We start from the raw sequence: 22,570 nt of genomic DNA on the forward strand, positions 1-22,570 counted from the left end.
CAGAACGGGGCCGCATCGCGCAGTCGGCGCGACGTTGAGATGAATCGAGTGATTTCGGGATACCCGCGCTGATGACGCGGCAAGCGGTCAGCGACAGCGGCGCCCGATCATGCGCGGGACAGGTGGTGCGGCGGCTCTGTTCATAGGCTCCCCCGGAGGCTGCAAGGTCATATTCTTATTCCCATTAAATATATTTAATTAATTTAAAAGGACTTTGAGGAATAAGAGCCTGCATTTAAAACCAGCCCTCAGGGCGGGAACAAATGCCTTGTTCCTATATTTTCGATGCCGGGAGTGCATGGGCTGGACGGAGGCTGCTGGGAAGCGGCACCGGTTGGTAGGAGCGAGCTTGCTCGCGAACAGCCCGAGCACAATCATTCGCGAGCAAGAACTCGGCGTCCCCTTCGCTCCTGCAGAAAGTCCGATTTCATCCTGCCAACCCGAGTGCGTAGGGTGGATTCGGCTTCCTGACCCGCCCCCGATGATCCGTCGGGAACTATCGCCCCTTGGCAGGACGACAGTCGAGATACAAGGGTGGATGGCGCTTTTCCCTCCACCACCACGCTGCGGGCCGGACGCCAAAGGTGAAAATGAAAAGCGATTTCCACCCTACGGGGCCAAGGGATCAGCGCGAGAGGTGGCTGGAGAACTGCCCGATGGCGCTGACGACGCGTTGCGCGCCGTCCTGGATTTCAACGATGGCGTTGCCGGCCTGTCCGGACAGTTGCAGGCCAAGTTCGGCCTGCTCGCGCCCACGGTCGATCATGGCGACGGCGCGCTCGGCCAGTTGCTGGTTCTGTTCCACCACCTTGGAAATTTCCACCGTTGCCGAACTGGTACGCGAGGCCAGTTGGCGGACCTCGTCGGCAACCACCGCGAAACCGCGCCCCTGTTCACCCGCACGGGCCGCTTCGATCGCCGCGTTGAGGGCCAGCAGGTTGGTCTGGTCGGCGATCCCGCTGATGCTCTTGACGATGGCGCCGATGACCTGCGACTGCTGGTCCAGCGCCTCGATGCCCTGTACGGCTTCCTGCATGCGGGTAGCCAGCTCGCGCATCACCTCCACCGTCTGCTGCACCACGGCGGCGCCTCGCTGGGCGCTGTCGTCGGTGCCCTTGGAGGTTTCGAAGGCGATGCTGGCAGCCTCGGCCACTGCGGCCTCGCGGTTTACCTGGTCGGTGATCACGGTGGCGAACTTGACCACTTTGTAGAGGTGGTCGTGGGCATCGATGATCGGGTTGTAGGAAGCCTCCAGCCAGACGGTGCGGCCATGCTTGTCGATGCGTTTGAAGCGGTCGGCAACGAATTCGCCACGACGCAACTTGTCCCAGAAGGCGTGGTACTGCGGGGAGTTGTATTCCGCTGGTTCGCAGAACATGCGGTGATGCTTGCCGCGAATCTGCTCCAGGTTGTAGCCCATGCCGTCGAGGAAGCGGTCATTGGCGGTCAGCACTTCGCCTTGTAGGTTGAACTCGATCACCGCAGTCGAACGCTGCAGGGCGTTGATCAGGTTCTCATGCTCGCGGGACGTCTCGATAGTGCGGGTCAGGTTGCTGGCGTAAAGGGAAAAACGCTGCAGCTTCCCGGTACTGTCGCGCAGCGGCTGCAGGATGCAGCGCAGCCAAGCCTCTTCGCCGTCGCCACGCAGCAGGCGCACCACCCCTGCCAGGTGCTCGCCACGGTCCAGCGCGGTCTTCACCTTCAGGTGAAAGTCCAGGCCGCGCACATGTTCAGGGATCAGCTCCAGCAAGCTCTTGCCGAGCAATTGGTCGGCGCGGTAAAGCATCTCCTGCTCGAAGTTGGCGTTGACCGACTCGATGCGGCCGCGCGCGTCGAGGTAGAGCGCAAGCATTTCTTCATCGAGGCTGTCGCGGACCTGCTGGATGGAAGACAGCTCTTCGCGCAGGCTGAGCAGTTCCTGTTTCAAACGGGAGTTGAACATGTCGGGGCTCGGGGAGGTGATTACGCAGGGAAGTACTTCCTGCATCGGCAGCGCTGCCGGCTTCTTGAGACCGTGGACAACCCCTGGCGACGGCCGGGGGAATCACTGCGAAATGAGTCTGGAAGAAGGTGGCCTGGCTGGCCTGCAGGGGTCGCTTGCGCGATGAAGATGGGTGACATCCGTGTCTGATCGCATTCTGCCACCAGCCAGTCAGGCGACGCTACAGCTAAAGCAATTCTCGTTATCCGTGATGGGAATGACGGAAGGTTTCCGCGTCGTCGAGGGTGGGGTCGAATAGCGGATCATCCGGGTCGCGCTCCAGGACCAGGTCGACGTAATCCGGGTCGACCAGCCAGCGCGGAAAGTCCGCCAGGGTTTTGCTTTCACGTCTGCGCGTGTCGCTACTACGTTCGCTGCTCATGCTGGACCTCTTGAGAAACGATGGATCACTTTTATTTGAGCGTCGTGCGCGTCGCTTCGTTCTGCCAGTCGTCAGGATCGATCAGTGCTCGCCCGGTCCGTTTCCTCCGTCGACGAACAGGTGCTTGCGGTCATCCTTGGCCCCGGCGCCGATCAGCATCTGCGCCTGGTCCTCGCTGATCACCGCATTGCCCTCCACGCACCGGATCACCGAAGCGCACATCACTTCATCGGTTCTGACCACGACCTGGTTGATCGGCAGTTCGATCAGCTTGCCGTTGAGTTCCAGGCTGCAGAGGTCGCGATCCAGATCAATGCTGACGGTCATGACGGTCACCTCGGATGACAGGTGAATATGCCGGTAGAAGCGCGAAGTGACAGTGAAGTTCAGGGAATCTGATCGATGGATTCCTCGTCCTGGCAGGCGTGAATCGTTCCCGGATGCGAAGACGCCAGCCCCTTGCAGGGCTGGCGCTATGGAATAAGAAAGCGGGGCCGGTGTGAGGGCACCGAACCCCGGTGGACGATGCGGCGATGCGAGCAGGATCGCAGCCCGGCCACAAGGATCTCCTCCTCCCGTATTGGCGAGAGGGAGTGCTAGGGAACTGTGACGCCCGTGGACGTCGGGGCCTGGTGGCGGATCAGTGACGGCGATCCGGCCGGATCAGGCCCAGTTTTTCGATTCGGTAGCGCAGCATGTCCCGCGTCAGGCCCAGGAGGCGGGCGGACTTGGTGACGTTCCAGTCGGTCTTGTCGAGCATGCGAATGACCATTTCCCGCTCGGCCTCGGGCTCGGCGCCATGACCATTGCCATCGGTGCGGTAGTGGGCAGTGGAGTCCTCCACCAGGCTCGGGCAGATGTGCAATTGCGCGGCGCCGATCAGTTGCCCCTGCGACAGCAGCACGGTCTGCTCCAGCATGTTGCGCAGCTCGCGCACGTTCCCCGGCCAGCTGTAGCTCTGCAGCAGGTGCTCGGCCTCGACGGAGAAATGCAGCCCCGACTTGCCATAGCGCTCGCCGTGCTGTTTGAGGAAATGCCGAGCCAGCAGCAGGATGTCGTCGCCGCGGGCATAAAGCCGAGGCACACGGACAGAGATGATACGCAGGCGGAAGAACAGATCGCGGCGGAACTTGCCCTGCTGAACCATCTGTTCGAGGTTGCAGTTGGTCGCGCTGATGATGCGCAGGTTGACCTTGCGCTCCTTCACCGAACCGATGCGGCGGATGGTGCGGTCTTCCAGCAGCTTGAGCAGCTTGGCCTGGAGCACCAGGTCCATCTCGCCGACTTCGTCGAGGAACAGGGTGCCGCCATCGGCCGCTTCCACCAGGCCCAGGCGCCGATCCTTGGCATCGGTGAAAGCGCCCTTCTCATGGCCAAACAACTCGGCCTCCAGCAGGTGCGCGGGGATCGAGGCGCAGTTGAACTCGACGAAGGGGCCATTGCTGCGCGCGCCGTCGAAGTGCAGAGCGCGGGCGATCAGCTCCTTGCCGGTCCCGGTCTCGCCTTCGATCAGCACCGCAGGCAGTTCGGCGTCGGCCATGCGGCTTTCGGCATCCAGCAACTGGCGCACCATGGATTTGACTTCCATCATCGCCGGCGACTCGCCGATCAGCGCGGCCAGCCCGGCATTCTGCGCTGCACGGCTTTGGTAGAAGTCCAGCTTGTGCTCCAGGCGCTGGGCGTCCAGGGCCTTGTCCAGCAGCAACTTGAGCTCGGCCAGCGCCACCGGCTTGGTCAGGTAGTGGAAGGCGCCGGCCTTCATCGCCTGCACCGCGTCCTCGATGTTGCCGTAGCCGGTCATCATGATCGGTTTGATCTGCGGAGCACGGTTGCTCACCTCGCGGATCAGCTCATGACCGCTCATACCCGGCAGCGAGTTGTCGGTGAGCAGCACATCGGGCACCTGGTCCCGCAACAGTTCCAGTGCCTCTTCAGCCGAATGGCATACCAGGGCCTCGAAGTTCTTGCGCTCCAGGTAAGTCTGGATATTGCCGGCCAGCATCTCGTCGTCTTCGACTATCAATACGCTGTGTTCCATCACACCCGTCCTCCAGCAACCTTGAAGTTCAGGCAGATGCGGGTGCCTTCACGCTCGCGGCTGGTCAGGCTGACCTTGCCGCCGAAGCGTTCCATGATCCGCTTGACCATCACCAGGCCCACGCCGAGGCCACCCTGCTTGGTGGTGTAGTAGGGCTTGAAGGCCATGGTTTCCTGCTTGCGCGTCATGCCCTGACCGGTATCGGTGATGGCCAGCAGCAGGCGCTTGCCGGTGCTGTCGGGCTTGACCTCGATGCGTAGCAGGCCGCCGTTGGGCATGGCTTCGATGGCGTTGGCGAACAGGCTGTTGAGCACCTGCGCCAGCAGCACCTTGTGGCTGACCACCGCCGGCGCCGCCTCGGCATGGAACTCCACCCGCACACCGGAATGGCGAATCTGCTGGTCGAAGCCGTGCAGCGCCTCGCTGATCACTGCCACCGGTTCCACTGCCTCGGAGTCACCGGACAGCGGCCGCGCCGAAATCAGCAGTTCGCGTACCCACTTCGACATACGGTCCACCTGGCTGATGATGTCCGCGACGTTCTTGCGTACCGGCGGGTCCACGAGTTCCTGGGCGAGTTCGGCACTGGAGCGTATCGCCGCCAGCGGATTGCGCAGGCTGTGGGCCACCGCGGAAGACATCTCACCCAGGGCGACGAAAGTTTCGTTGGCGATCAGCAGGCTCTGCTGCCGGGCCAGCAGGCCCGAGGCCCGGCGCACGATCCAGAACAGGCCTAAATAGATCAGCCCGCCGCCGATGGCAGTGGCCATCCAGATCAGCACGAAGCCACGCTGGATGCGCTGCACCAGGTCACGGGGCTCCTTGTAGATTTCCACTACCGAGGCCACGTTGCCCTGGTCGTCCAGCAACGGGATGTAGTTCTCGATGAACAGGGTGCGAGGTGCCCGCAGGAACTTCTGCTCGGCACGCCCTCCGGTGACCTCGTCATAGCTGGAGGCGACTTGCATCGGTGACGAAAAAGCCTGTTCCAGATCGTCGTTGCCACTCATGTCCTTGCCCACCAGCGCCGGGTTGGTGGACCAGACGATCACCCGGTCGGCGCCATAGATGTTGGCCAGCAGGGCATCGGGCAGCATGGAGAGGTGGTCGAGGAATTCGTTGCGGGCCCGCTGCCGGGCTTCCAGCATGTGCTGCGGATGGTGCCCGTCCTGGCGGGCGTCCAGCAACTCGCCCATGGTCATGCTCGCCGGCAGCGCCACATGACGGATTTCGGCCGAGGCGATGGACTGGATGAACTGCGAGCTGAGCATCGCGTCGCGCTCGATGCTCTCGGTCACCACGAAGCGCGTGGAGATGATGCCCAGGCCAATGGCCACGCTGGCGATCACCACCAGGCTGACCAGCGAGAACCAGCGCAGCAGGTTGAATTGCGGTGGCGAATCGCCGGTCTTGCCGATCGCATACCTATCCCAGATCACCGACAGAGCGCTCATGGAAGCCTTCCTATGCGTTGCGTGATGGGTTCGGCCCGTCGTGCCAACCGGGCGGCCTTGGACACTTGTACCGGTGCATAAACCAGGCCGGTTTCCCCCATAGCGCCTGAAAGCCGCGCCCCATGCGGTTTCCCCAGAATTAACCCAGCCATTCCCCGGCTTTTCCCCACTCCCCCACCACCCCCAAATTCACCCAGTTGTGGGGGGCCTCCCCCACCTCGGCGGCCTGCTCGGCGTTTATTTCGGCGACGGCCGTGAGCCCTGTACGGCGCGGCTTTGCGAGGCGATCTCGAAACACTGGCACGGTCGTTGCGGAGGGCCGGTCAGCCAGCCTGTGACGACGCGATTCCGCAGGGAGGCGCCCACATTGCAAGAGGAAACGCTCATGCAACGCACACTCTCCAAGGCCACCACTTCGTTCCTCCTGATCGTCGCGGCAGACCAGGTTCCCGCCGCCCTGTTCGACGTGGACCCCGGCCCATACAACCCCGATATCGGTTCCTTCGCTGCCTGGTACCAGGACACCCACGGCCGTACGCTCGACCTCTGCCTGTCCAAGGCAGTGAGCTCGCGGGCTCCCGGTGCACCTGGAGCACCCGGCTACATGTGCTCGCTGCTGCCAGAGCCTGGCGTGTACGACGATGCCCAGCCGCTGGTCTTCCCCACCAACTTCCCGCCGGAAGCCTTCTGGTTCACCGCCGACGCAGCCATCGCCGACGCAGCCAGCGGTATCAACCTCGATTGGGGCTCGGCGATCGAGGCCGCCTTCGCGGTGGAAACTCCGGCCGAGGGCGACCAGATCAGCTTCGCCCGCATCCGCATCCGGGTGGATGTCCCAACCATCGGTACCTACACCATCACCCACCCCTATGGCGTGGAGGTCTTCGAAGTCACCGCGGCCGAGTTCGGAGCCGACGGTGGCCGCGCCATCAACATGACCCGCGACATCGGCATCGGTGCACCCAAGACCTACAACGGCGCCCTGGGCGGCGACATCGGTCCGTTCCTGCGCAGCGTCAACGGCCCCTATACCGAGGTGAACCCGGAAACCACCCTTTCCGAGCGTTTCATCGGCGACCCCAATCTGAACGAGCCGGTCACCGGCAGTCCTTTCAACACCAACTACGTGCGCATCCAGGGCCCTGGCGGCATTGACCTGCGCACCAACCTGTTCGCCGTCTCCGGAAAGCTCTCCGAGGTGGTCCGGCCGACTCCGGTGATCGTCCAGCGCTCCACCTACTCGCGCAGTGCAGGTGAAGCCGGGGCCAGCGCCCAGCAGGACGTCTTCGTGATGGCGCCGCCGCCCCCCGGCACCGCCGACTACGAGGACAGCGCCGGCGACGCAGTGGCCATGACCGAAGCCAACGCCACCGGCAACTGGTACGGCCAGTCCACCGGCAATCCGACCCTGCCGGCCAGCGTCACGATCAACGCCGACAACAGCGTGGCCATTCCGGAGAGCACGCCCACCACCCTGAGCGCCCCACTGGTCGATATCGTTCGGATCGAGCGCGCCGAATACAACCTGAACTCCGGCGAACTGACAGTGGTAGCCAGCAGCAGCGACGAAACCTCGCCCCCGGAACTCACCGCCACCACCAGTAGCGGCGCCGCCATCGGGACGCTCAGCGGGGACGGCGCCACCAAGTCGCTTACCACCGGCATCACCCCCACACCTCCCGCGAAGGTGACCGTCACCTCGCTCAGCGGCGGCAGTGATACCGAAGAAGTGGTCATTCTTCCCTAAGCGAACCCAGAGCCGAGCGCTCAAGCGCCAGGAGGCAACATGAACAAGTGGCCCTGCCTGCTTCTCACAACCCTGGGTCTCGCTGTCGAAGGCATCGACACGGCCGAGGCCGCCCTCGAGGCGGTCCACCCAGGCCCATACACCGCATCCACCGGCTATTTCCCGCAGTGGTACCAGGACAGCGACGGCCAGAGCCTGGAGCTCTGCCAATCCAAGGCCCTCAGCCCCACCGGCGGCTACATGTGCACCCTGCTGCCGGAACCGGGCCAGTTCGATGACCTGCAGCCGATGGTCTTCCCCAACAACTGGCCCAGCGAGCTGTTCTGGTTCATGGCCGAGGCCAGCATCCCGGACGCGGGCAATTACGGCCTCGAGGTCTACACCGCTGCCGTCGAAGCCGCCTTTGCCCTGGAAGTGCCGCGCGTCGGCGACCAGCAGAGCTTCGCGCGCATCCGCATCCGCGCCAACATCCCCACGCCGGGCAGATACACGGTCACCCACCCCTACGGCGTGGATGTCTTCGACGTGACCGCGGCTGATATCGCAGAACGAGGTGGCCGTCGCGCCATCAACATGACCCGCGATATCGGTATCGGCGCGCCGGGCGTGTTCAGTGGTGCCCTCACCGGCGACGTCGGCCCCTTCCTGAAAGGCCCTGGCTACCCCTATCCGGGCACCAATCCGGAAACCGGCGAAGCAGAGCAGTTCATCGGCGACCCCAACGTCCCCTCGGCCGTGACGGGTAGCCCCTTCGACACCAACTACGTCGAGATCAGCGGGCCGGCGGGGACCATCCGTACCGACCTGTTCTCGGTCTCCGGCAAGGTGTTCGACTCCCGCGCCGCCACCCCGGTGGAAATCGAACGGGCCAGCTACCGGCGCACCAACCAGGGCACGCGCCTGGAAGTGTTCGCCAATGGTCCGGAAGATGCCGACTTCTGCTACCGGGAAACCCTGGAGCTGGTCCAGGACGGTACCAACCCGGCCTGCCTGGCGGACATGGTCAACGACGGCGCCGGCTTCTTCTTCGCCCACAACCCGGCACCGGGCGTGCTGCCGCCCTTCGTCGTGGTGACCGCTACCGACCCGTCGGGCGCCACCAAACCGACTTCGCTTTCCAAGGAAGTCACGGACGTGGTGAAAGTCAGCACCGCTCGCTACAACTGGGCCGACAATTCGCTGACCATCGAAGCCAGCTCCAGCGATGAGGTGCAGATTCCCGACCTCGCCGCCCAGGGCTTCGGCCGTCTGACCAAGGCCGGCGTCCTGCAGTCCCTGCGGGTCACTGACCTGGCTCAGCCGCCAGCTGTGGTTACGGTCAAGTCCGCCGCCGGCGGTGCCGATACCGAGCCTGTGGTGGTGGTCGGCAGCGCACCGGAAGAAGTGCCCAACCAGCCGCCGGTGGCGCTCAGCGACGGTGCCAGCACCAGCTTCGGCGTACCGGTGACCATCGCCGTGCTGGCCAACGACAGTGATGCCGACGGCGACGTCCCGCTCAGCATCACCGATCTGAACCAGCCCGCCCCCGGCCTAGGCACCGTGGCCCTGAACGGCAGCACCAGCGTGATCTACACGCCGCCGCCGGTGGTCAACAGTCCGCTCACCGCGACCTTCACCTACCGCGCCCAGGACGTACGCGGCGCGGCGTCGGCTCCGGCGACCGTTACGGTCAGTGTCAGCCCCAACCAGCCGCCTGTGGCCACCGCCGATACCGGCGCGACACTCGGCGTACCGCTGACCCTGAACGTGCTGACCAACGACAGCGATCCGGAAGGCAACGTGCCGCTGACCGTGGTCAACCTCACCCAGCCGGCAGCCGGCCAGGGCACGGTGAGCACCAACGGCACCAGCATCACCTACACCCCGCCGGCCAATGTCACCGCTGCCTTCGCCGCCACCTTCACCTACCAGGCCCGGGACGCCTTCGGCGCCCTCTCCACCCAGGTGAACGTGACCGTGCAGGTATCGCCGCCACCGGCCGCTGCGGAGAACTTCACCGTCGCCACCAACGAGTTCACCCTGCGCTCCAACAACCGGGTGACCTGGGCCCTGGACGGCACCAGCTCGGTCACCGTCGGCAACAGTGTGCGGGTCCAGGTGACCACCACCACCGGCCTGCTGGACCTGGGCTCGGTCGTGGTGCCGGCAAGCGGACGCTGGCGGATGTCGGTGACCACCACCGGCGCGGTTCCCACCGCGAGCCCGACGGCCACCATCACCACCTCTCAGGGCACGGTTCGCACCGTAACCCTGGTTCCCCGCTAGGAGGCTGGCCATGAACGCCGCCGTCCTGTCGCGCACCGTCCTCCTCCTGGTCCTCGGGCTCGGAAGTGGCGTGCCGCAGGCGGCGGACCTGATGGACAACTTCGACCTGGCCGGCGGCAACACCGACCTCGCAAGCCCGCAAGGCGCCCCGCTGGACCAACAGGCCCTGGTGCGCCAGCTGGGCGACGCGAATGTCGCGTTGCTGACGCAGGACGGGCATTCGTTGCTGGGACAGATCATCCAGAACGGCAGCGACCAGGAGGCCTACATCCTCCAGGAAGGTGTGCAGAACCTGGCGTCCATCTCCCAGCAGGGCACGGGCAACCAGGCCTACATCTCCCAGAGTGGCACCAACAACCGGGCCGAGATCGGCCAGGTCGGTGCCGACAACAGCGCATCCATCGTGCAGTCCGGGGACGGACTGAACAGCAGCGTTACCCAGTACGGAAACGGCCTCAGCGTGCAGGTGATCCAGCACTGAAGGCGCACTCACGATCCAACGACTCGCGGGGACCGTCCCCAGGAGGCAACACCATGTTCCAGTACAAACCGCTCGCCGCAGCTATCCTGGCCCTGGTCAGCATCCAGGCCTTCGCCGACGACAGCCAATCGACCCAGACCCAGAGTGGCCTGGAGAACATCGCCGAAGTGCAGCAGGCCGCCGCGCCCTCCAGCACCGCTACCCAGCTCCAGACCGGCGATGGCAACAATGCCTACGCCAACCAGGCAGACGGAACCGGTACCGTCTCCCAGACCCAGGACGGCGAGTACAACGCCTCCACCGCGGTGCAGAACACGGAAACCGAAAGCCAGGTCACCCACACCCAGAGCGGTGAATGGAACCTCTCCCACAGCGAGCAATGGTTCAACGAGAACAGCCAGGCCAACGTGACTCAGAATGGCAGCGAGAACGACGCGTTCAGCTTCCAGGACAGCCAGATAGCCAGCACGGTCAACATTACCCAGGTCGACCAGCGAAACATCGCCGATGCCGAGCAGACATTCGGCACGAACAATACGACCACCATCAACCAGAGCGGCACCCATAACCAGGCTGGCACCTGGCAAGTGGACCAGACCGGCAGCCGTATCGATATCCAGCAATCGGGCAGCGATAACGAGGGCTACGTCGATCAGACCGGTCCCAGCAACGATAACCAGGCGGTGATCTTCCAGAGCGGCGAGACCGGCTACGCCGAAATCTGGCAGACCGAACAGGACAGCAGCGTGGCCACCATCGACCAGGGCGGCGGCGCCCTCAATGAAGTGGTCGTCGACCAGAGCTTCGGTTCGGGCAACGTGGCCACCATGACCCAGACCGGCGACGCCAACGCCGCCTGGGCCGACCAGTACGAAGCCACCGACTCCACCAGCACCGTCACCCAGACCGGCAACAGCAACCTCAGCCTGACCTACCAGGAAGGCACGAACCTAAACCTGACGGTCGACCAGAATGGCAACGACAACAATGTCTACGCCAGCAACTGGCAAGGCGCCCAGGAAGGCGGCCAGTTCGGCAGCGACCAGACCGCGGAGCTGAGCCAGAACGGCAACGGCAACACCGCCAACTTCACCCAGGAAGGCAACTTCAACGAGCTGTACTTCGACCAGACCGGCGACGACAACACCCTGGTGGTCGCCCAGCGAGAAGGCGGCAACCTGGCAGAAGGCTCCAGCGAAGGTATCGGCAACAGTGTCGAAGTCGACCAGTCCGGCAGCGACAACCTGAGCCAGATCTTCCAAAGCGCCGGTGGCGGCAACAGCGCCATCATCACCCAGGCCGACATGAACAACGTATCCGTCGTCACCCAGGTGGGCTGGGACAACCAGGCCCTGGTCACCCAGAGCAACTTCAACCAGAACTCCATCATCGACCAGAACGGCACCGGCAACAGCGCCATCGTCGTCCAGCAGTAGTCCCCCGATGCCGCCGCCCCTTCGTGGGCGGCGGTCTTTTCCCCATGCTCCTCGCCGCCCTGCTGGCCAGCGCCAGCCTCCAGTTGCACCCTCTGGCCCCCGGCCAGGCCGAAGTGCGCCTGTGCTTCGCCAACCCCACGCCCGCCATCCGCTACGAACTCCAGGTCACCGCCCAAGGCCCCGCCGGCCGCAGCCGTTCGCGCCAGAGCGGTGTGGCCGACCGAACCTGCCCGGTAACCAACACCCTCCAGCTTGCGCCGGGAACGCAAGTCGAAGCGCAGCTCAGATGGTGGGTAGAAGGCGTGGAGCAGGAAGCTCAGGCGGAGTGGGCCGTGCTTTAGGGCGGCCCGCCAACCGGGACTATGGCTTTACCTGTGGGGGCGAGTTCATTCGCCAAGCAGGACACAGACCTGCCCATCGAGCCTCACCGGTCATCTAGTGGGAGCGAATTCATTCGCGAAGGGCTGCGCAGCCGCCCCTCGCACCAGATCCACTGGCATCAATAGACCGGCGGTGCTTCGGGCAATACTTCCGGATCAGGAATGAAGGGCATGGCCCAAGGGTCCAGGTTGCGCCCCTGGCGCTGCAGGTCGGCGCGGGCCTGCCCGATCACCCCGGCCAGCCGCAACGGGTTGGCGTACTGCGTGCTCTGGATGTTCTCGATGGACAGTACTACCTGGCCCTGCAGGTCGTGGACGGTGAGGCTGAAGCTGTCGTCCGCTTCGTGGCTTCTTACCTTGCAGCCGTAGGGTACGAAGGCTTCGCTGGCCAGGCGCATGGCGGTGTTACGGGTAATCGGCGTGGTCATGGCGGGCTCCCCGCTGGGTAGTCACACAAGGTTGACCACCCGAACGCGGGAGCGGGTTCCGCCATGGCGACGGAGGGTCAGTGGATGGAGACCTGCGCCCCCATGTACTTTTTCAGCGAGGTCTGTTCCACCGGCTGGTCCCCGGCCGCCGACCACAGCCGGCGTTCCACGCCCTGGGCAATGAGGTGGGCCACGGCGGATTCGATAGCTGACAGCACGCACAGCTGTGCCGGTTCGTTGGTGGTGTAACCGGCCTCGGCCTCCAGCAGTTCCTTGAACTCGATGAACTTGAACACGCTGGCGCTCTGACCCACCGAGTAGATGGTCTTGGTGGTCATCACGTTGGCCAGAACCGTGCCGCTGCGCACGTCCACCGCGCGCAGATTCACCGAGACCTGGTCGACCCGGTACTCGTGGGAAGCGCCGATGCCAAGGTAACGGGCGCCTTCGCCGCCGCTGCGCACGTTGGTGTCGTAGGCGATGATGCCGCCCTCCAGCAACAGATTGGCGGCCTGCAACGGCGGCAGCTGGGTCTGGATGTTCGCCGGCGTATTGGGTTTGTTCTGCGAGGCACGGATGATCTTGCGTTCGGTCAGCACGTTCTGCAGCCCCTCGCGTTCCAGCACCATGAACCAGCCGCTGGCCTGCAGCGCATCAACCAGCATGCTGGCGGCGCCCTGGGTGACGCTGGTGGAGAAGGAACTGGCCGGGGTCGGCTTGTACTGTCCGGTCTGGTCGCGGAAGCCGTACACGGCCGCCACCAGCCGGCCCTTGGGTCGTGGCAGGTTCAGCAGGTCGTAATAGGTCGAGGCGCGCGGGGTCAGCGTTGGCGTCTGGCCTTCGGTATCGGCCGACATCGGCTGACGAAGGCCGCAGCCTTGCAGGGTGGCGAGCAGCAGGACCAGCATCAGCACTCTGTTCATGGTCGTGGCTTCCTGTCGATGCCTGGATTAGGGGAGCAGGCCGTTGACGACGACTTCCGAAACTTCGCCGGTGGCGCGATCGGTGATTTCGATGGTCAGCTGACCACCATCGTCGATCATGTTGATGATGAAGGACTCGGTGGTGAGGCTGCCGGTATTGCCCTCCTCGATATTGGTCAGCAACTGCGACAGCAGGCGCGATTCCAGGGTGCTGGTGAACCGTTCCAGGGCACTCTGCCGGGTCGCCGTGGAGCGGGAGTCCGGGTCATCGTGATCGTTCTGCGCCTGGGCGTTGTTCAACAGCCAGGTGCCATTGAGCGGGTTGCCGCCGAACGCGGGGTTGACCGGGGTGTACACCAGCTCGGTAGCCTGGACCGATCCGACCAGGCCGAACCCGAGCAACCACAGGGCAAGTCTGTTCTTGTTCATAGTTCGTCCCTCTCCATGTCGTGTGTGTCTTGCAGGAGGCGTTGCAGCTTCGTTTGGGCGATGGCCTCCAGCACCAGGTCCGCCGCTGCATAGGCAGTGGGTTGCAGTTCTGCGGTGTTGGGCGGAAGAAACTGGCGGTAGAGCACGCGTTGCTCGTACTCCACCCAGATCAGGCTGCCCCAGCGGGCATCGGGGCGTTCGCGCACCACCAGGTTGAAATCCAGCTTGCTGGTGTCGCGCAGGCGCTCACTGAAGGAGCGATAGAAGTCGTGGCCGATGTGGGAAATGGTGTAGTCGACGATGAAGCCCATGATCTCGTCTTCATCAGCACGCGCCGCGCCCAGGGCGCAGCACAGAGCGAGGACGGCCAGCAGCGGTGCGCGGCTCATGGCAAGGCCCTCGCCGGCGTGTTCTCCATGAAGGCTTTCTCGGCGACGAAGCGCCAGTCGGCATAGCTGCCCGTGCCTTCGAACTCCACCCATTGCGCGGGGAAGTGCGCCTGTTTCATCGGGCGCTGGCGGGCCTGACTATAGATGCCGGCGATGCGTCCGTCGAAGGAGCGGATCAGGCCCCAGTCCGTGCTGCCGGTGATGGGGTCGGGATAGAGCTGCCTCAAGTGCCTGACGGCCTGCGGGAAACGGTTGTCTTCCAGCAGCTCTTCCAGGGTCGCCGGGTACTGCGCCACCCCCGGCGAGGAGCGGTAGTAACTGCGCAGGGCCTGGGCGTACTGGCTGCCGACCCAGAGCAGGTCGCGCTCGCGGGCGCGCTGGCTGCTGGTGGACCAGAGCTGTCCCGCGCCGGCCAGTGCCATCCCCATCAGCATCACGAGGAAGAGCACGCCGAGGTAGGTGAAACCCTGCTCACCAGTCCGCATAGAGGCTCCCGTCACGCGCCCGGCCCGGGGCGCCGCTCTTGACGTCGTAGACGCTGCCCGGCGCGCCTTCCGGGGGAGGCAGTACCACCCACAGGTCGCTGCGCTCGGTCATCGGGTCCTGTGGCAGGGCGCGCAGGTAGCGCTGGGCAACGAGTTCCTCTATCGAATCAGGATAGCGCCCGGTATCGCCGTAGAACTGGTCCAGGGCCTCGCGCATGACCGAGAGGCTCTGGCGCAGGGTGGTCTCCTTGGAGTTCTCCAGGCTGGAGAAATAGCGCGGCACGGCAATGGTCATCAGCGTGGCGATGATGGCCATGACCACCAGCAGTTCGATGAGGGTGAAGCCCTTCTGCCGAGTCATCGTCACCACTCCCGGTAAAGCGTGCCATTGAGTCCACGGCCGGAGGACAAGGAATAGACGTCGAACACGTCCACGCCGGGCCGCGGGTCGTTCGCCGGGCTGGTATAGGCGCGCAGGCCCCAGTTTTCCTCGGGCTCCAGGCGGGTGTCGGCGAAAGGATCGCGTGGAATGCGGCGCAGGAAGTAGATGCGCTCGCCCTTGATGCTGCGCAGGTCACGCACCCCTTCCACCAGTACCGAAAGCGACGCCGGGTAACCGGAGCTGGCGGCGGATTTCTCGATATGCCCGGCGTCCGCGGCCAGCTTGTAGGCATCGATGGCGTCGCGGATCTCGTAGAGGGCGGCCTTGAGTGCCTGTTCCTTGCCACGCTGGATCACGGTTTCGGCCAGCGGCGCGGCCATGCCGGCAAGCAGGCCGAGAATGGCCATGGCGATCACCAGTTCGATCAGCGAGAAGGCAGCCTGGCGTTGCATGGTTCAGGGCCTCCCACTGATGGGAGCGGGGCTGACCACCACCGCCGGTGCATCGGGCAAATCGACGCCAAGGGCTTCCACCGGGCCGCGCACCGTCGGCACGCGCATGCTGCTCTCGGTGCCCGACGGGAACTCCATGTCGTAGGGGCTCTGGTAAGGCAGGTTGCGCACGATGCGCGGGGTGATGGAGAGCACCAGCTCGGACTTGGCGAGCTGGTCGTTGTTGCTGCCGAACAGCCGGCCGATGCCGGGAATGTCGCCGAGGCCCGGAATCTTGTTGCCGCTGTTGGACTGGTCGTTGCGCACCAGGCCCGCCAGGACCTGAGTTTCGCCGTCACGCAGGCGCAGAGTGGTCTGGGCGTTGCGAGTGTCCACCTGGACCGGGATGGTGCCCGCCTGGGTCGGGGTCAGTGGAGTGGCGTTGCTTACCTCCAGGGCGATCTTGATGGCCACCTCGTTGTTCAGGTGCACCGTGGGCTGTACCTCCAGCTTCAGGCCGACGTCCAGGTAGGTGATGCTCTCGGTGATTACCGGGCCCTGGGTGGAAGGCACCGACGTGGCGCTGACGATGGGTACCCGCTGACCGATATGGACGCGGGCCTGCTCGCGGTTGCTGACGCGGATCACCGGGCTGGCCAGGGTGTTCACGTCGTTGTCCTGGGCGTTGATCTTCAGCTGCGGCGACGGCGAGATGCTGATGCGACCGGAATCGATGCCCTTGAGCTGGTCGAGAATGGTCACCGGCGAGCCGTCGTCGTTGATCACACCGAAGGTGTTGGGCCATTGCAGGCCGAGGTCGAGGATGCGCTTGCGCGATACCTCCATCACTTCCACTTCCAGCACCACCTCGGGGTTGGACTGGTCCTGGGCCTGGAAGAGTTTTTCCGCCATGCGCACAGCGTCCGGCGTATCGCGCATGGTCAGGGTGTTGAGGCGCTCGTCGATGAACACGTCGCGGGTTTTCAACAGCGTCTTGACCAGGTTCATCGCCGTCGCCGCGTCGGTATTGGTCAGGTAGAAGGTGCGCATCACCAGGTCCTGGTAATCCTTCAGCTTCTGCGGCGAGTCGGGGTAGACGACGATGGTGTTGTCGTTCACCACGCGCTGGTGCAGCTGGTTCTGTTGCAGCAGCAGTTCCACCGCATCCTCGATCGGCACCTCGCGGACGAAGATGGTGGCCTTGAGGTCCGGGCGCACATCCTTGTCGAAGATGAAGTTCAGTCCCGAGGTCTGCGCCAGCACTTCGAAGATCACCTTGAGGTTGGCGTCGCGAAACTCCAGGGTCACTGGCCGGTCCAGTCGCGAACGCAGCTGCGGATAGGGCACGGCGGAGCGGGCCTGGACCACTTCGATGCTGCGTTTCAATTCGCGGGCGCCTTCATGCTCGGGGTCCAGGGCGAAAATGCCGCGCACCTGGCGCGAGGCGCCGACCACATCACCCCGGCGCAGGTCGGTCTGGCCCTGGCGCAGCATGTCCTGGATGTTGCGCTGTTGCTCGATCATGTGCAGGCCGTCCAGCGCCCGCTGGTTGTGGCTCTCGATGCGCAGTACGCGCTCGTAGTTCAGGCGTGCGGTGGCGAAGTCACGCTGGCTGCGTGCGAGGTCACCGTTGCTGAGCAACGCCTTCACTGCGCGCTCGCGCTGGGTGGTCAGGGCCATCTGCGCGCCGACATCGCGGGGCGACTCGCGCGCCGTCTGCTCCAGCTTGGCCAGGCCTTCCTCGAACTGGCCGGCATCGATCAGATCCAGCCCTTCACGTTGGGCCAGATTGGTGGCGCAACCGGCGAGTAGCACCAGTGCCAGGCAGCAGGTCAGGCGGCTCATAGCGAACTCCCCACGACCAGGGTCTGGGCGATGTCCAGGGGCAGGTAGACCAGCGTCATGCGCTCGGGATCGATGCGCTGGACCTTGTAGGTCTTGTCGATCAGGTCGCCTTCACGCACCACCAGCACTTGCTCGCCGCGCATCAGGAAAACCTGCATTTGCTGGCGGTCATCCATCTTGCCGATGAACTTGAACGGCAATGGCGGCGCGGTTGGCTTCGGTGGCGGGGGTGACGCCACGGAGGCCATCGCCGGAGGCGGCGGGGGTGCCACATACCAGCTCTGCACAGCGAACAGGTCCGCCGCCGGTACCGCGACCCCGGACAGCGCCGACGCCACTGGCGCAGGCACCTGCGCGGCGGTCTCGGGCGTTGCCGCCAGGCGTGGTGGGCGCGGCATGGCCATGGGTTCGGCCTGCTCGCTGAAGAACTCAGGGACCACCGCCAGAACGGCGGCCGAGCCGAGGAATGCCAACCAGAACAGACGGCGTGCCATGGTCACCTCGCCAGATACAGGGTCATGCGGATACGCCCCTCGAGTTCCGAGTCGGCAATCTGCTTGCGTTGCAGGTCCACCTCTTCCAGGGCCAGGGCCGGCAGTTGTGCCTGCAGGCCATGGAGGAAACGGCGCAGTTGCGGGTAGCTGCCGCGCACTGGCAGCAGTACCTGGTAGCGCGCCAGGCGGGTCTTGGGATCGAGTCCGAGGGCGTATTCGCCACGGGCCAGTGAGATGCCCTCTTCCCTGGCCAGGGCGTAGATGCGGTCGATGGCGCCGGTGGCGTCCAGTTGCGCCGGCAGGTTGCGGCGGAAGTCTTCCAACTGGGCCGACGACGAGTCACTGGTCGGCTTGCTGGAAACGACGCTGGCGGCAGCCGACAGTTGCTCGCGATCCGCAGCCAGTTGGAGATCCAGGTTGGCCAACGCCTGGCGCGCTGGCAGCAGCCCCAGCAGGGCATAGCCCAGGGCCAGGGCCAGCAGTGTGCCGCCGGCCAGACCCGGCCAACCGAGGCGCCGGGTCTGTTCGATGAGGATCAGCCTAGGGACGCGCATCCTTCACCCCCCAGTTCGCCAGCAAGTTGAAGCGAATGGGCCGCTCGGCCTGCTCGGTGACCATTTCGTGGTTGAGCAGCGAGACATCGCTCAGCGCGTCGCTGGCTTCCAGTTCCCGGTGGAAGGCCAGCATGGCCGGCAGGTCGCGCGCCTCGGCGGAGATGCGCAGCTGGCCCTTGCGGGCATCGGGAGTCAGGGACAGCAAAGCGATGTCCTTGCGCGACTGCCCTTCGAGCATGGCGAACAGGCCATCCCACGGCAGGTTCATCTGTGCAGTGATGCGCCGCAGCTCCGCCACGCTGGCGGCGCGGGCCTTCTCTTCTCCGGCCGAAAGCGGTGCTTGGCGCAGGCCGCGTTTCTGCAATTGCTGATCGACGCGTTGCAATTCGGCAGTGCGTGCATCGGTCTCGGCGCCAATGTCCTGGTGCGCAGCGAGCATCAGCACTGACATCAGCATCCCGCCGCCGAGCAGCAGCCAGCCGGGGACGCTGGAAACAGGTTTGTGCTGGAAGTCGAGATCGATCTGGCGCATTTCAGCTCACCGTCATCGCCATGGCGTGCAAGGGGTCCTGGTACTGCCCGTCTGGCAGCATGGAATCCAGACGGGCGACGTCAGTGGCGAACTGGCCAGTGCGTCCTGGTGCATGCAGGAAGAAGGCAGCCGGAGCGCCCTGCTCCAGGCCACGGAGTTCGCCTTCGCGGGCGATCAGGTCATTCAGCGCCACGTCGCTTTCGTCCAGCGTCACCGAACGCACGGTGGCCCAGCGACCGTCGCGCGCCAGCAGCAGGCTGCCGCGACCGGGTTCGGCCACCAGGAAGAGAAAGTCGTCCATCGACAGCGCGGCGCGGTAGCGGTTGAAGGCGGCGACCAGATAGGGCTGCACCGACGCGAGTCGCAGGCCACTGGCCTTGGCCAGGCTGCGCAGCTGGGTCAGCAGCTCCTCCGGCATGGCGGCGGCCAGGCGCGGCTGGCCGGCGGCTTCTGGCGCCAGACTCAGGTTCCAGCCTTCGCCCAGGGTGCCGTAGATGTCTTCGAAGCAGAGGCGCGCGTAACCGGCCAGCTCCTCGGGGGTGTTGATGGCTTCGCTCCAGGGCACCAGGCAGAAGCGCGTGTAGTGGCTGGCCAGCAGCACCTTGAGCATTGCCCGCTCCGGCTTGCGCCCGGCCAGCAGGGTTTCCAGTGCCGCCACGGCGGAGGGCCAGGACAGGCCGCCGACGGTGTCGAAGGCGGTGCTGCCGAGCCACTGGCGGTCACGGCACCGGAACAGGCCCACGCTGCGGGGCCCGAGCACGGCGATGTAGGTCTCAGGCCACAAAGGTGACACGGTTGATCTCCTCCAGCGTGGTGCGGCCTTCACGGACCAGGTCCAGGGCCGAGGTACGCAGCAGGCGCAGGCCGCGCTTGACGGCCAGTTCCTTGATGCGGCTGATGGGCTGGCGCTCGATGATCAGCTGGCGCAGGTCATCGTCCAGGCGCAGCAGTTCGGCGATGGCGGTCCGTCCGCGATAACCGGTGCCCCGGCATCGCCCGCAGCCCGGGCAGCTGATGAAGCGGTACTGGTGCGCGCTGGCGGGGTCGATGCCCGAGGCCAGCAGCTCTTCCTCGCCCGGTTGCACGACCTCGGCGCAGCTCGGGCAGGCCAGGCGGATCAGGCGCTGGGCCAGCACCGCGTTAAGGGCGGAGACGAAGCTGTAGGGGTCCACTTCCATCTGACTGAAGCGGCCGATCACGTCGAACACGTTATTGGCGTGGATGGTGGTGAACACCAGGTGACCGGTCAGCGCCGACTGCACGGCGATCTGTGCGGTGTCGGGGTCGCGGATCTCGCCGACCATGATCTTGTCCGGGTCGTGGCGCAGGATGGAGCGCAGGCCACGGGCGAAGGTGAGGCCCTTCTTCTCGTTCACCGGGATCTGCAGCACGCCGGGAAGCTGGTACTCCACCGGGTCTTCGATGGTGATGATCTTGTCCACGCCGTGGTTGATCTCGGTGATCATCGCGTACAGCGTGGTGGTCTTGCCGCTGCCGGTGGGGCCGGTGACCAGCACCATGCCGTAGGGCTCGGAGGCCAGCCGGCGCAGACTGCGCAGGGTGCCGTCCTCGAAGCCCAGGGCCTCCAGGCGCACGCCGTTGACCTGGTCGGCCAGGTCCTGCTTGTCGAGTACCCGCAACACCGCATCCTCGCCGAAGATGCTCGGCATGATGGAGACGCGGAAGTCGATCTGCCGGCCATTGATGCCGATCTTGAAGCGCCCGTCCTGGGGCACGCGCTTCTCGCCGATGTCCAGCTCGGCCATCACCTTCACCCGCGAGATGACCTGCTCTGCCAGCTCCATGCCGGGCACGCGGCTGCCGCCACCCAGCACGCCGTCGATGCGGTACTTGATGGACAGGCCGTTGCCGGTCATGCCCAGGTGGATATCGCTGGCATGCAGCTTGAGCGCGTCATAGAGAGTGGAGTTGACCAGCTTCACCACCACGCTGGCGTCTTCGCTGATGCGGGCCAGGGAGAGGGTTTCAAAAGACTCGCTTTCCTGCACGGTGCCGGCACCGGCCTGCAGGGAGTCGACGGCGTGGAAGCTTTCCTCGTGGCGTTCGAGGAAGGCGGCCAGCTCGCGGGGATGCACCAGGTGCAGTTGCGCGCCCTGGCGTTGCTCCTCGATCCAGGCCAGCCGCGACTCGTCGAAGGGGTCGGCGAACACGCCAAGGGTTTCGCCGTCCAGCTCCAGCAGCACGAACTCGCGCTTCAGGGCCAGTGCCAGGGGAATCCGTTCGAAACAAGGTGTGCCGCGGCTGAGGGCCTCGAAGGCCAGCACCGGGTAATGCAGGGTGCTGCCCAGGTGCCGGGCGAAGGCATCCGGCGCCAGGTTGGCCAGCTCGTCCAGGGCATCCACCAGACGATGCCCCAGCTCGTCCGAACGTTTGCGCGCGGCGCGCATCAGTTCGGTATCGAAACGCTCCGGTACAGGCTGCGTCAGGAGCTGGCTGTCCATGGTTGTACCTCCAGGGGCCATGGCGGTCCGGTCTTGCCGGAATCCGCCTTTGCCTGGACATACGCACGCATCGTGCCAGCCGATTTGCTCGCTGGAGAGGCTTCTAAGTCGCTGATTTGCAATGGGGGTGGTTTACCCGCCATCGGGGGTTCCCCCAAAACCGGGGGAATGGCCGATGTTGGCCAGTGGCTATCCCCAGAAGTGGGGGATGGCCTTTCGCGGGATCCCTGCCGGCTCCTTCGCGAATGAATTCGCTCCCACAGAAAAGCGGGACTGCGAGCTGCACGGATAGCCCCCTCTCCCTCCGGGAGAGGGTGAGGGTGGCTCCTCCGTGCGGCACATCATTGGGGAGCCCTGCGGCTTCCGCCGCGAATGAATTCGCCCCCACAGAAAAGCAGGCCCTGCGGATCGCCGACCTACAACGCCACCAGCACTTCCACCCTGCCCTTCTCGCGCAATTTCTCCAGCGCCAGCTCGCGGCCCTGGGCTACGCGTTGGCCAATGATGTATTGGCGCACCAAAGCCAGGGCGCGCGCTTCTTCCATGCCCGGGTCGATCTGCGGTTTCAGGCTCTCGAAGGCGACGCGCACATCGGCGTCACTGGGCGGGTCCACATGGGCGATTTCGTCGAGGACGCGGCTGGCGACCAGCTCGTGGCGCAGGTAATCGCGATACGAGGCCTCGTCGAAACCGGCCTCGTCCAACGCGCGGGCAAAACCCTGGGTGTCAGGGAAGGCGGCCTTCATTTCGGCCAGGCTGCCGCTGATTTCCTCATCCGACACGCTGATGCCCAGTCGGCTCGCCTCCTGCCAGAGCAGTTCCTTGTCGATCAGTTGCTGCAGCGCCTCACGCTTCAGGCGCTTGTAGGCCACCGGGCTGCGGATGGCGCCAACCTGGCGGCCCTGGATCTTCAGGTAGTCGGCAAAATGCCGCTCCAGCCGGAAGTTGCTGATGTCGGTGCCGTTGACCCGCGCGGCAATGCCGGTTTCCCCGGCCAGTACCAGGGGCGTGAGCAGGCCTATGACCAGCCCGAACCATGGATTGCCTTGCAT

24 protein-coding genes are annotated in these 22,570 nt (G+C 65.0%); 5 read left to right on the forward strand and 19 right to left on the reverse strand.

All coding sequences use genetic code 11. The annotated features are described in order from the left end of the window. Positions 1-625 precede the first annotated feature (625 nt). The 5 genes from E8E75_RS03830 to E8E75_RS03850 form a co-directional block, all read right to left on the reverse strand. Complete coding sequence (locus E8E75_RS03830; protein ID WP_153920558.1) at positions 626-1,942, reverse strand: methyl-accepting chemotaxis protein; 1,317 nt, start codon at positions 1,940-1,942, stop codon at positions 626-628. A 241-nt stretch (positions 1,943-2,183) separates the two neighbouring features. Then, complete coding sequence (locus E8E75_RS03835; RefSeq protein ID WP_120654458.1) at positions 2,184-2,363, reverse strand: hypothetical protein; 180 nt, start codon at positions 2,361-2,363, stop codon at positions 2,184-2,186. A gap of 81 nt (positions 2,364-2,444) precedes the next feature. After that, positions 2,445-2,690 (reverse strand): DUF3203 family protein, encoded by a 246-nt coding sequence (locus E8E75_RS03840; protein WP_120654457.1) that lies wholly within the window; start codon positions 2,688-2,690, stop codon positions 2,445-2,447. Positions 2,691-3,003: 313 nt separating this feature from the next. Next, entirely contained in the window at positions 3,004-4,401 is a 1,398-nt protein-coding gene (locus E8E75_RS03845; RefSeq protein WP_280358060.1) for a sigma-54 dependent transcriptional regulator, read from the reverse strand. Next, complete coding sequence (locus E8E75_RS03850) at positions 4,401-5,855, reverse strand: HAMP domain-containing sensor histidine kinase (protein WP_153920560.1); 1,455 nt, start codon at positions 5,853-5,855, stop codon at positions 4,401-4,403. The genes E8E75_RS03845 and E8E75_RS03850 overlap by 1 nt, the downstream gene beginning before the upstream one ends. Before the next feature lie 385 nt (positions 5,856-6,240). On the opposite strand from E8E75_RS03850, the gene E8E75_RS03855 reads away from it, so the two are divergent. The 5 genes from E8E75_RS03855 to E8E75_RS03875 are packed head-to-tail and all read left to right on the forward strand — an operon-like array spanning position 6,241 to position 12,125. Continuing rightward, a complete protein-coding gene (locus E8E75_RS03855) occupies positions 6,241-7,602 on the forward strand; it encodes a hypothetical protein (RefSeq protein WP_153920562.1) in 1,362 nt (453 codons plus the stop codon). A gap of 39 nt (positions 7,603-7,641) precedes the next feature. Beyond that, positions 7,642-9,867 carry an Ig-like domain-containing protein gene (locus E8E75_RS03860; RefSeq protein ID WP_153920564.1) on the forward strand — a complete coding sequence of 742 codons (2,226 nt, stop codon included), beginning with the start codon at positions 7,642-7,644 and terminating at the stop codon, positions 9,865-9,867. 10 nt (positions 9,868-9,877) lie between these two features. Continuing rightward, the gene (locus E8E75_RS03865) at positions 9,878-10,348 is read left to right on the forward strand and encodes a curlin (protein WP_120654452.1); all 471 of its coding nucleotides are present in this window, start codon (positions 9,878-9,880) and stop codon (positions 10,346-10,348) included. A gap of 53 nt (positions 10,349-10,401) precedes the next feature. Next, positions 10,402-11,784 carry a curlin gene (locus E8E75_RS03870; protein ID WP_153920566.1) on the forward strand — a complete coding sequence of 461 codons (1,383 nt, stop codon included), beginning with the start codon at positions 10,402-10,404 and terminating at the stop codon, positions 11,782-11,784. A gap of 44 nt (positions 11,785-11,828) precedes the next feature. Beyond that, on the forward strand, positions 11,829-12,125 hold the full coding sequence (locus E8E75_RS03875) for a hypothetical protein (RefSeq protein WP_153920568.1): 297 nt from the start codon (positions 11,829-11,831) through the stop codon (positions 12,123-12,125). Positions 12,126-12,283: 158 nt separating this feature from the next. Here the strand turns inward: E8E75_RS03875 and E8E75_RS03880 are convergent, their stop codons facing one another. The 14 genes from E8E75_RS03880 to E8E75_RS03945 form a co-directional block, all read right to left on the reverse strand. Continuing rightward, positions 12,284-12,592 carry a hypothetical protein gene (locus tag E8E75_RS03880; RefSeq protein WP_120654449.1) on the reverse strand — a complete coding sequence of 103 codons (309 nt, stop codon included), beginning with the start codon at positions 12,590-12,592 and terminating at the stop codon, positions 12,284-12,286. A gap of 77 nt (positions 12,593-12,669) precedes the next feature. Continuing rightward, positions 12,670-13,515: a CsgG/HfaB family protein gene (locus E8E75_RS03885; RefSeq protein ID WP_120654448.1), complete on the reverse strand. Its 846-nt coding sequence runs from the start codon at positions 13,513-13,515 to the stop codon at positions 12,670-12,672. Positions 13,516-13,542: 27 nt separating this feature from the next. After that, positions 13,543-13,944, reverse strand: a complete 402-nt coding sequence (locus tag E8E75_RS03890; protein WP_120654447.1) for a curli assembly protein CsgF — start codon at positions 13,942-13,944, stop codon at positions 13,543-13,545. Next, complete coding sequence (gene csgE, locus E8E75_RS03895; protein WP_153920569.1) at positions 13,941-14,333, reverse strand: curli production assembly/transport protein CsgE; 393 nt, start codon at positions 14,331-14,333, stop codon at positions 13,941-13,943. The genes E8E75_RS03890 and csgE overlap by 4 nt, the downstream gene beginning before the upstream one ends. Then, a complete protein-coding gene (locus tag E8E75_RS03900) occupies positions 14,330-14,818 on the reverse strand; it encodes a type II secretion system protein (protein WP_120654445.1) in 489 nt (162 codons plus the stop codon). Before E8E75_RS03900 ends, csgE begins: the two co-directional genes overlap by 4 nt. Next, entirely contained in the window at positions 14,805-15,179 is a 375-nt protein-coding gene (locus E8E75_RS03905) for a type II secretion system protein (RefSeq protein ID WP_120654444.1), read from the reverse strand. The genes E8E75_RS03900 and E8E75_RS03905 overlap by 14 nt, the downstream gene beginning before the upstream one ends. Before the next feature lie 2 nt (positions 15,180-15,181). After that, the gene (locus E8E75_RS03910; RefSeq protein ID WP_153920571.1) at positions 15,182-15,652 is read right to left on the reverse strand and encodes a type II secretion system protein; all 471 of its coding nucleotides are present in this window, start codon (positions 15,650-15,652) and stop codon (positions 15,182-15,184) included. A 3-nt stretch (positions 15,653-15,655) separates the two neighbouring features. Then, complete coding sequence (locus tag E8E75_RS03915) at positions 15,656-17,476, reverse strand: secretin N-terminal domain-containing protein (RefSeq protein ID WP_120654442.1); 1,821 nt, start codon at positions 17,474-17,476, stop codon at positions 15,656-15,658. Beyond that, positions 17,473-17,970, reverse strand: a complete 498-nt coding sequence (locus E8E75_RS03920; protein WP_153920573.1) for a secretion system X translation initiation factor — start codon at positions 17,968-17,970, stop codon at positions 17,473-17,475. Before E8E75_RS03920 ends, E8E75_RS03915 begins: the two co-directional genes overlap by 4 nt. Positions 17,971-17,972: 2 nt before the next feature. Continuing rightward, a complete protein-coding gene (locus E8E75_RS03925) occupies positions 17,973-18,524 on the reverse strand; it encodes a GspMb/PilO family protein (RefSeq protein ID WP_153920575.1) in 552 nt (183 codons plus the stop codon). Continuing rightward, the gene (locus E8E75_RS03930; protein WP_120654439.1) at positions 18,511-19,056 is read right to left on the reverse strand and encodes a pilus assembly protein; all 546 of its coding nucleotides are present in this window, start codon (positions 19,054-19,056) and stop codon (positions 18,511-18,513) included. The genes E8E75_RS03925 and E8E75_RS03930 overlap by 14 nt, the downstream gene beginning before the upstream one ends. A 1-nt stretch (position 19,057) precedes the next feature. Beyond that, positions 19,058-19,849: a hypothetical protein gene (locus tag E8E75_RS03935; protein WP_280358063.1), complete on the reverse strand. Its 792-nt coding sequence runs from the start codon at positions 19,847-19,849 to the stop codon at positions 19,058-19,060. Further along, entirely contained in the window at positions 19,830-21,518 is a 1,689-nt protein-coding gene (locus E8E75_RS03940) for a GspE/PulE family protein (protein ID WP_153920577.1), read from the reverse strand. Before E8E75_RS03940 ends, E8E75_RS03935 begins: the two co-directional genes overlap by 20 nt. 416 nt (positions 21,519-21,934) lie before the next feature. Then, positions 21,935-22,570 (reverse strand): SurA N-terminal domain-containing protein, encoded by a 636-nt coding sequence (locus E8E75_RS03945; protein WP_153920579.1) that lies wholly within the window; start codon positions 22,568-22,570, stop codon positions 21,935-21,937.

The organism is Pseudomonas sp. BN606 (assembly GCF_029873115.1).
Taxonomy (GTDB): Bacteria; Pseudomonadota; Gammaproteobacteria; order Pseudomonadales; family Pseudomonadaceae; genus Metapseudomonas.

Coding starts and splice junctions, on each gene's coding strand:
- E8E75_RS03830 (WP_153920558.1), bottom strand. CDS start 1,942: ATGTTCAACTCCCGTTTGAAACAGGAACTGCTCAGCCTGCGCGAAGAG.
- E8E75_RS03835 (WP_120654458.1), bottom strand. CDS start 2,363: ATGAGCAGCGAACGTAGTAGCGACACGCGCAGACGTGAAAGCAAAACC.
- E8E75_RS03840 (WP_120654457.1), bottom strand. CDS start 2,690: ATGACCGTCAGCATTGATCTGGATCGCGACCTCTGCAGCCTGGAACTC.
- E8E75_RS03845 (WP_280358060.1), bottom strand. CDS start 4,401: ATGGAACACAGCGTATTGATAGTCGAAGACGACGAGATGCTGGCCGGC.
- E8E75_RS03850 (WP_153920560.1), bottom strand. CDS start 5,855: ATGAGCGCTCTGTCGGTGATCTGGGATAGGTATGCGATCGGCAAGACC.
- E8E75_RS03855 (WP_153920562.1), top strand. CDS start 6,241: ATGCAACGCACACTCTCCAAGGCCACCACTTCGTTCCTCCTGATCGTC.
- E8E75_RS03860 (WP_153920564.1), top strand. CDS start 7,642: ATGAACAAGTGGCCCTGCCTGCTTCTCACAACCCTGGGTCTCGCTGTC.
- E8E75_RS03865 (WP_120654452.1), top strand. CDS start 9,878: ATGAACGCCGCCGTCCTGTCGCGCACCGTCCTCCTCCTGGTCCTCGGG.
- E8E75_RS03870 (WP_153920566.1), top strand. CDS start 10,402: ATGTTCCAGTACAAACCGCTCGCCGCAGCTATCCTGGCCCTGGTCAGC.
- E8E75_RS03875 (WP_153920568.1), top strand. CDS start 11,829: ATGCTCCTCGCCGCCCTGCTGGCCAGCGCCAGCCTCCAGTTGCACCCT.
- E8E75_RS03880 (WP_120654449.1), bottom strand. CDS start 12,592: ATGACCACGCCGATTACCCGTAACACCGCCATGCGCCTGGCCAGCGAA.
- E8E75_RS03885 (WP_120654448.1), bottom strand. CDS start 13,515: ATGAACAGAGTGCTGATGCTGGTCCTGCTGCTCGCCACCCTGCAAGGC.
- E8E75_RS03890 (WP_120654447.1), bottom strand. CDS start 13,944: ATGAACAAGAACAGACTTGCCCTGTGGTTGCTCGGGTTCGGCCTGGTC.
- csgE (WP_153920569.1), bottom strand. CDS start 14,333: ATGAGCCGCGCACCGCTGCTGGCCGTCCTCGCTCTGTGCTGCGCCCTG.
- E8E75_RS03900 (WP_120654445.1), bottom strand. CDS start 14,818: ATGCGGACTGGTGAGCAGGGTTTCACCTACCTCGGCGTGCTCTTCCTC.
- E8E75_RS03905 (WP_120654444.1), bottom strand. CDS start 15,179: ATGACTCGGCAGAAGGGCTTCACCCTCATCGAACTGCTGGTGGTCATG.
- E8E75_RS03910 (WP_153920571.1), bottom strand. CDS start 15,652: ATGCAACGCCAGGCTGCCTTCTCGCTGATCGAACTGGTGATCGCCATG.
- E8E75_RS03915 (WP_120654442.1), bottom strand. CDS start 17,476: ATGAGCCGCCTGACCTGCTGCCTGGCACTGGTGCTACTCGCCGGTTGC.
- E8E75_RS03920 (WP_153920573.1), bottom strand. CDS start 17,970: ATGGCACGCCGTCTGTTCTGGTTGGCATTCCTCGGCTCGGCCGCCGTT.
- E8E75_RS03925 (WP_153920575.1), bottom strand. CDS start 18,524: ATGCGCGTCCCTAGGCTGATCCTCATCGAACAGACCCGGCGCCTCGGT.
- E8E75_RS03930 (WP_120654439.1), bottom strand. CDS start 19,056: ATGCGCCAGATCGATCTCGACTTCCAGCACAAACCTGTTTCCAGCGTC.
- E8E75_RS03940 (WP_153920577.1), bottom strand. CDS start 21,518: ATGGACAGCCAGCTCCTGACGCAGCCTGTACCGGAGCGTTTCGATACC.
- E8E75_RS03945 (WP_153920579.1), bottom strand. CDS start 22,570: ATGCAAGGCAATCCATGGTTCGGGCTGGTCATAGGCCTGCTCACGCCC.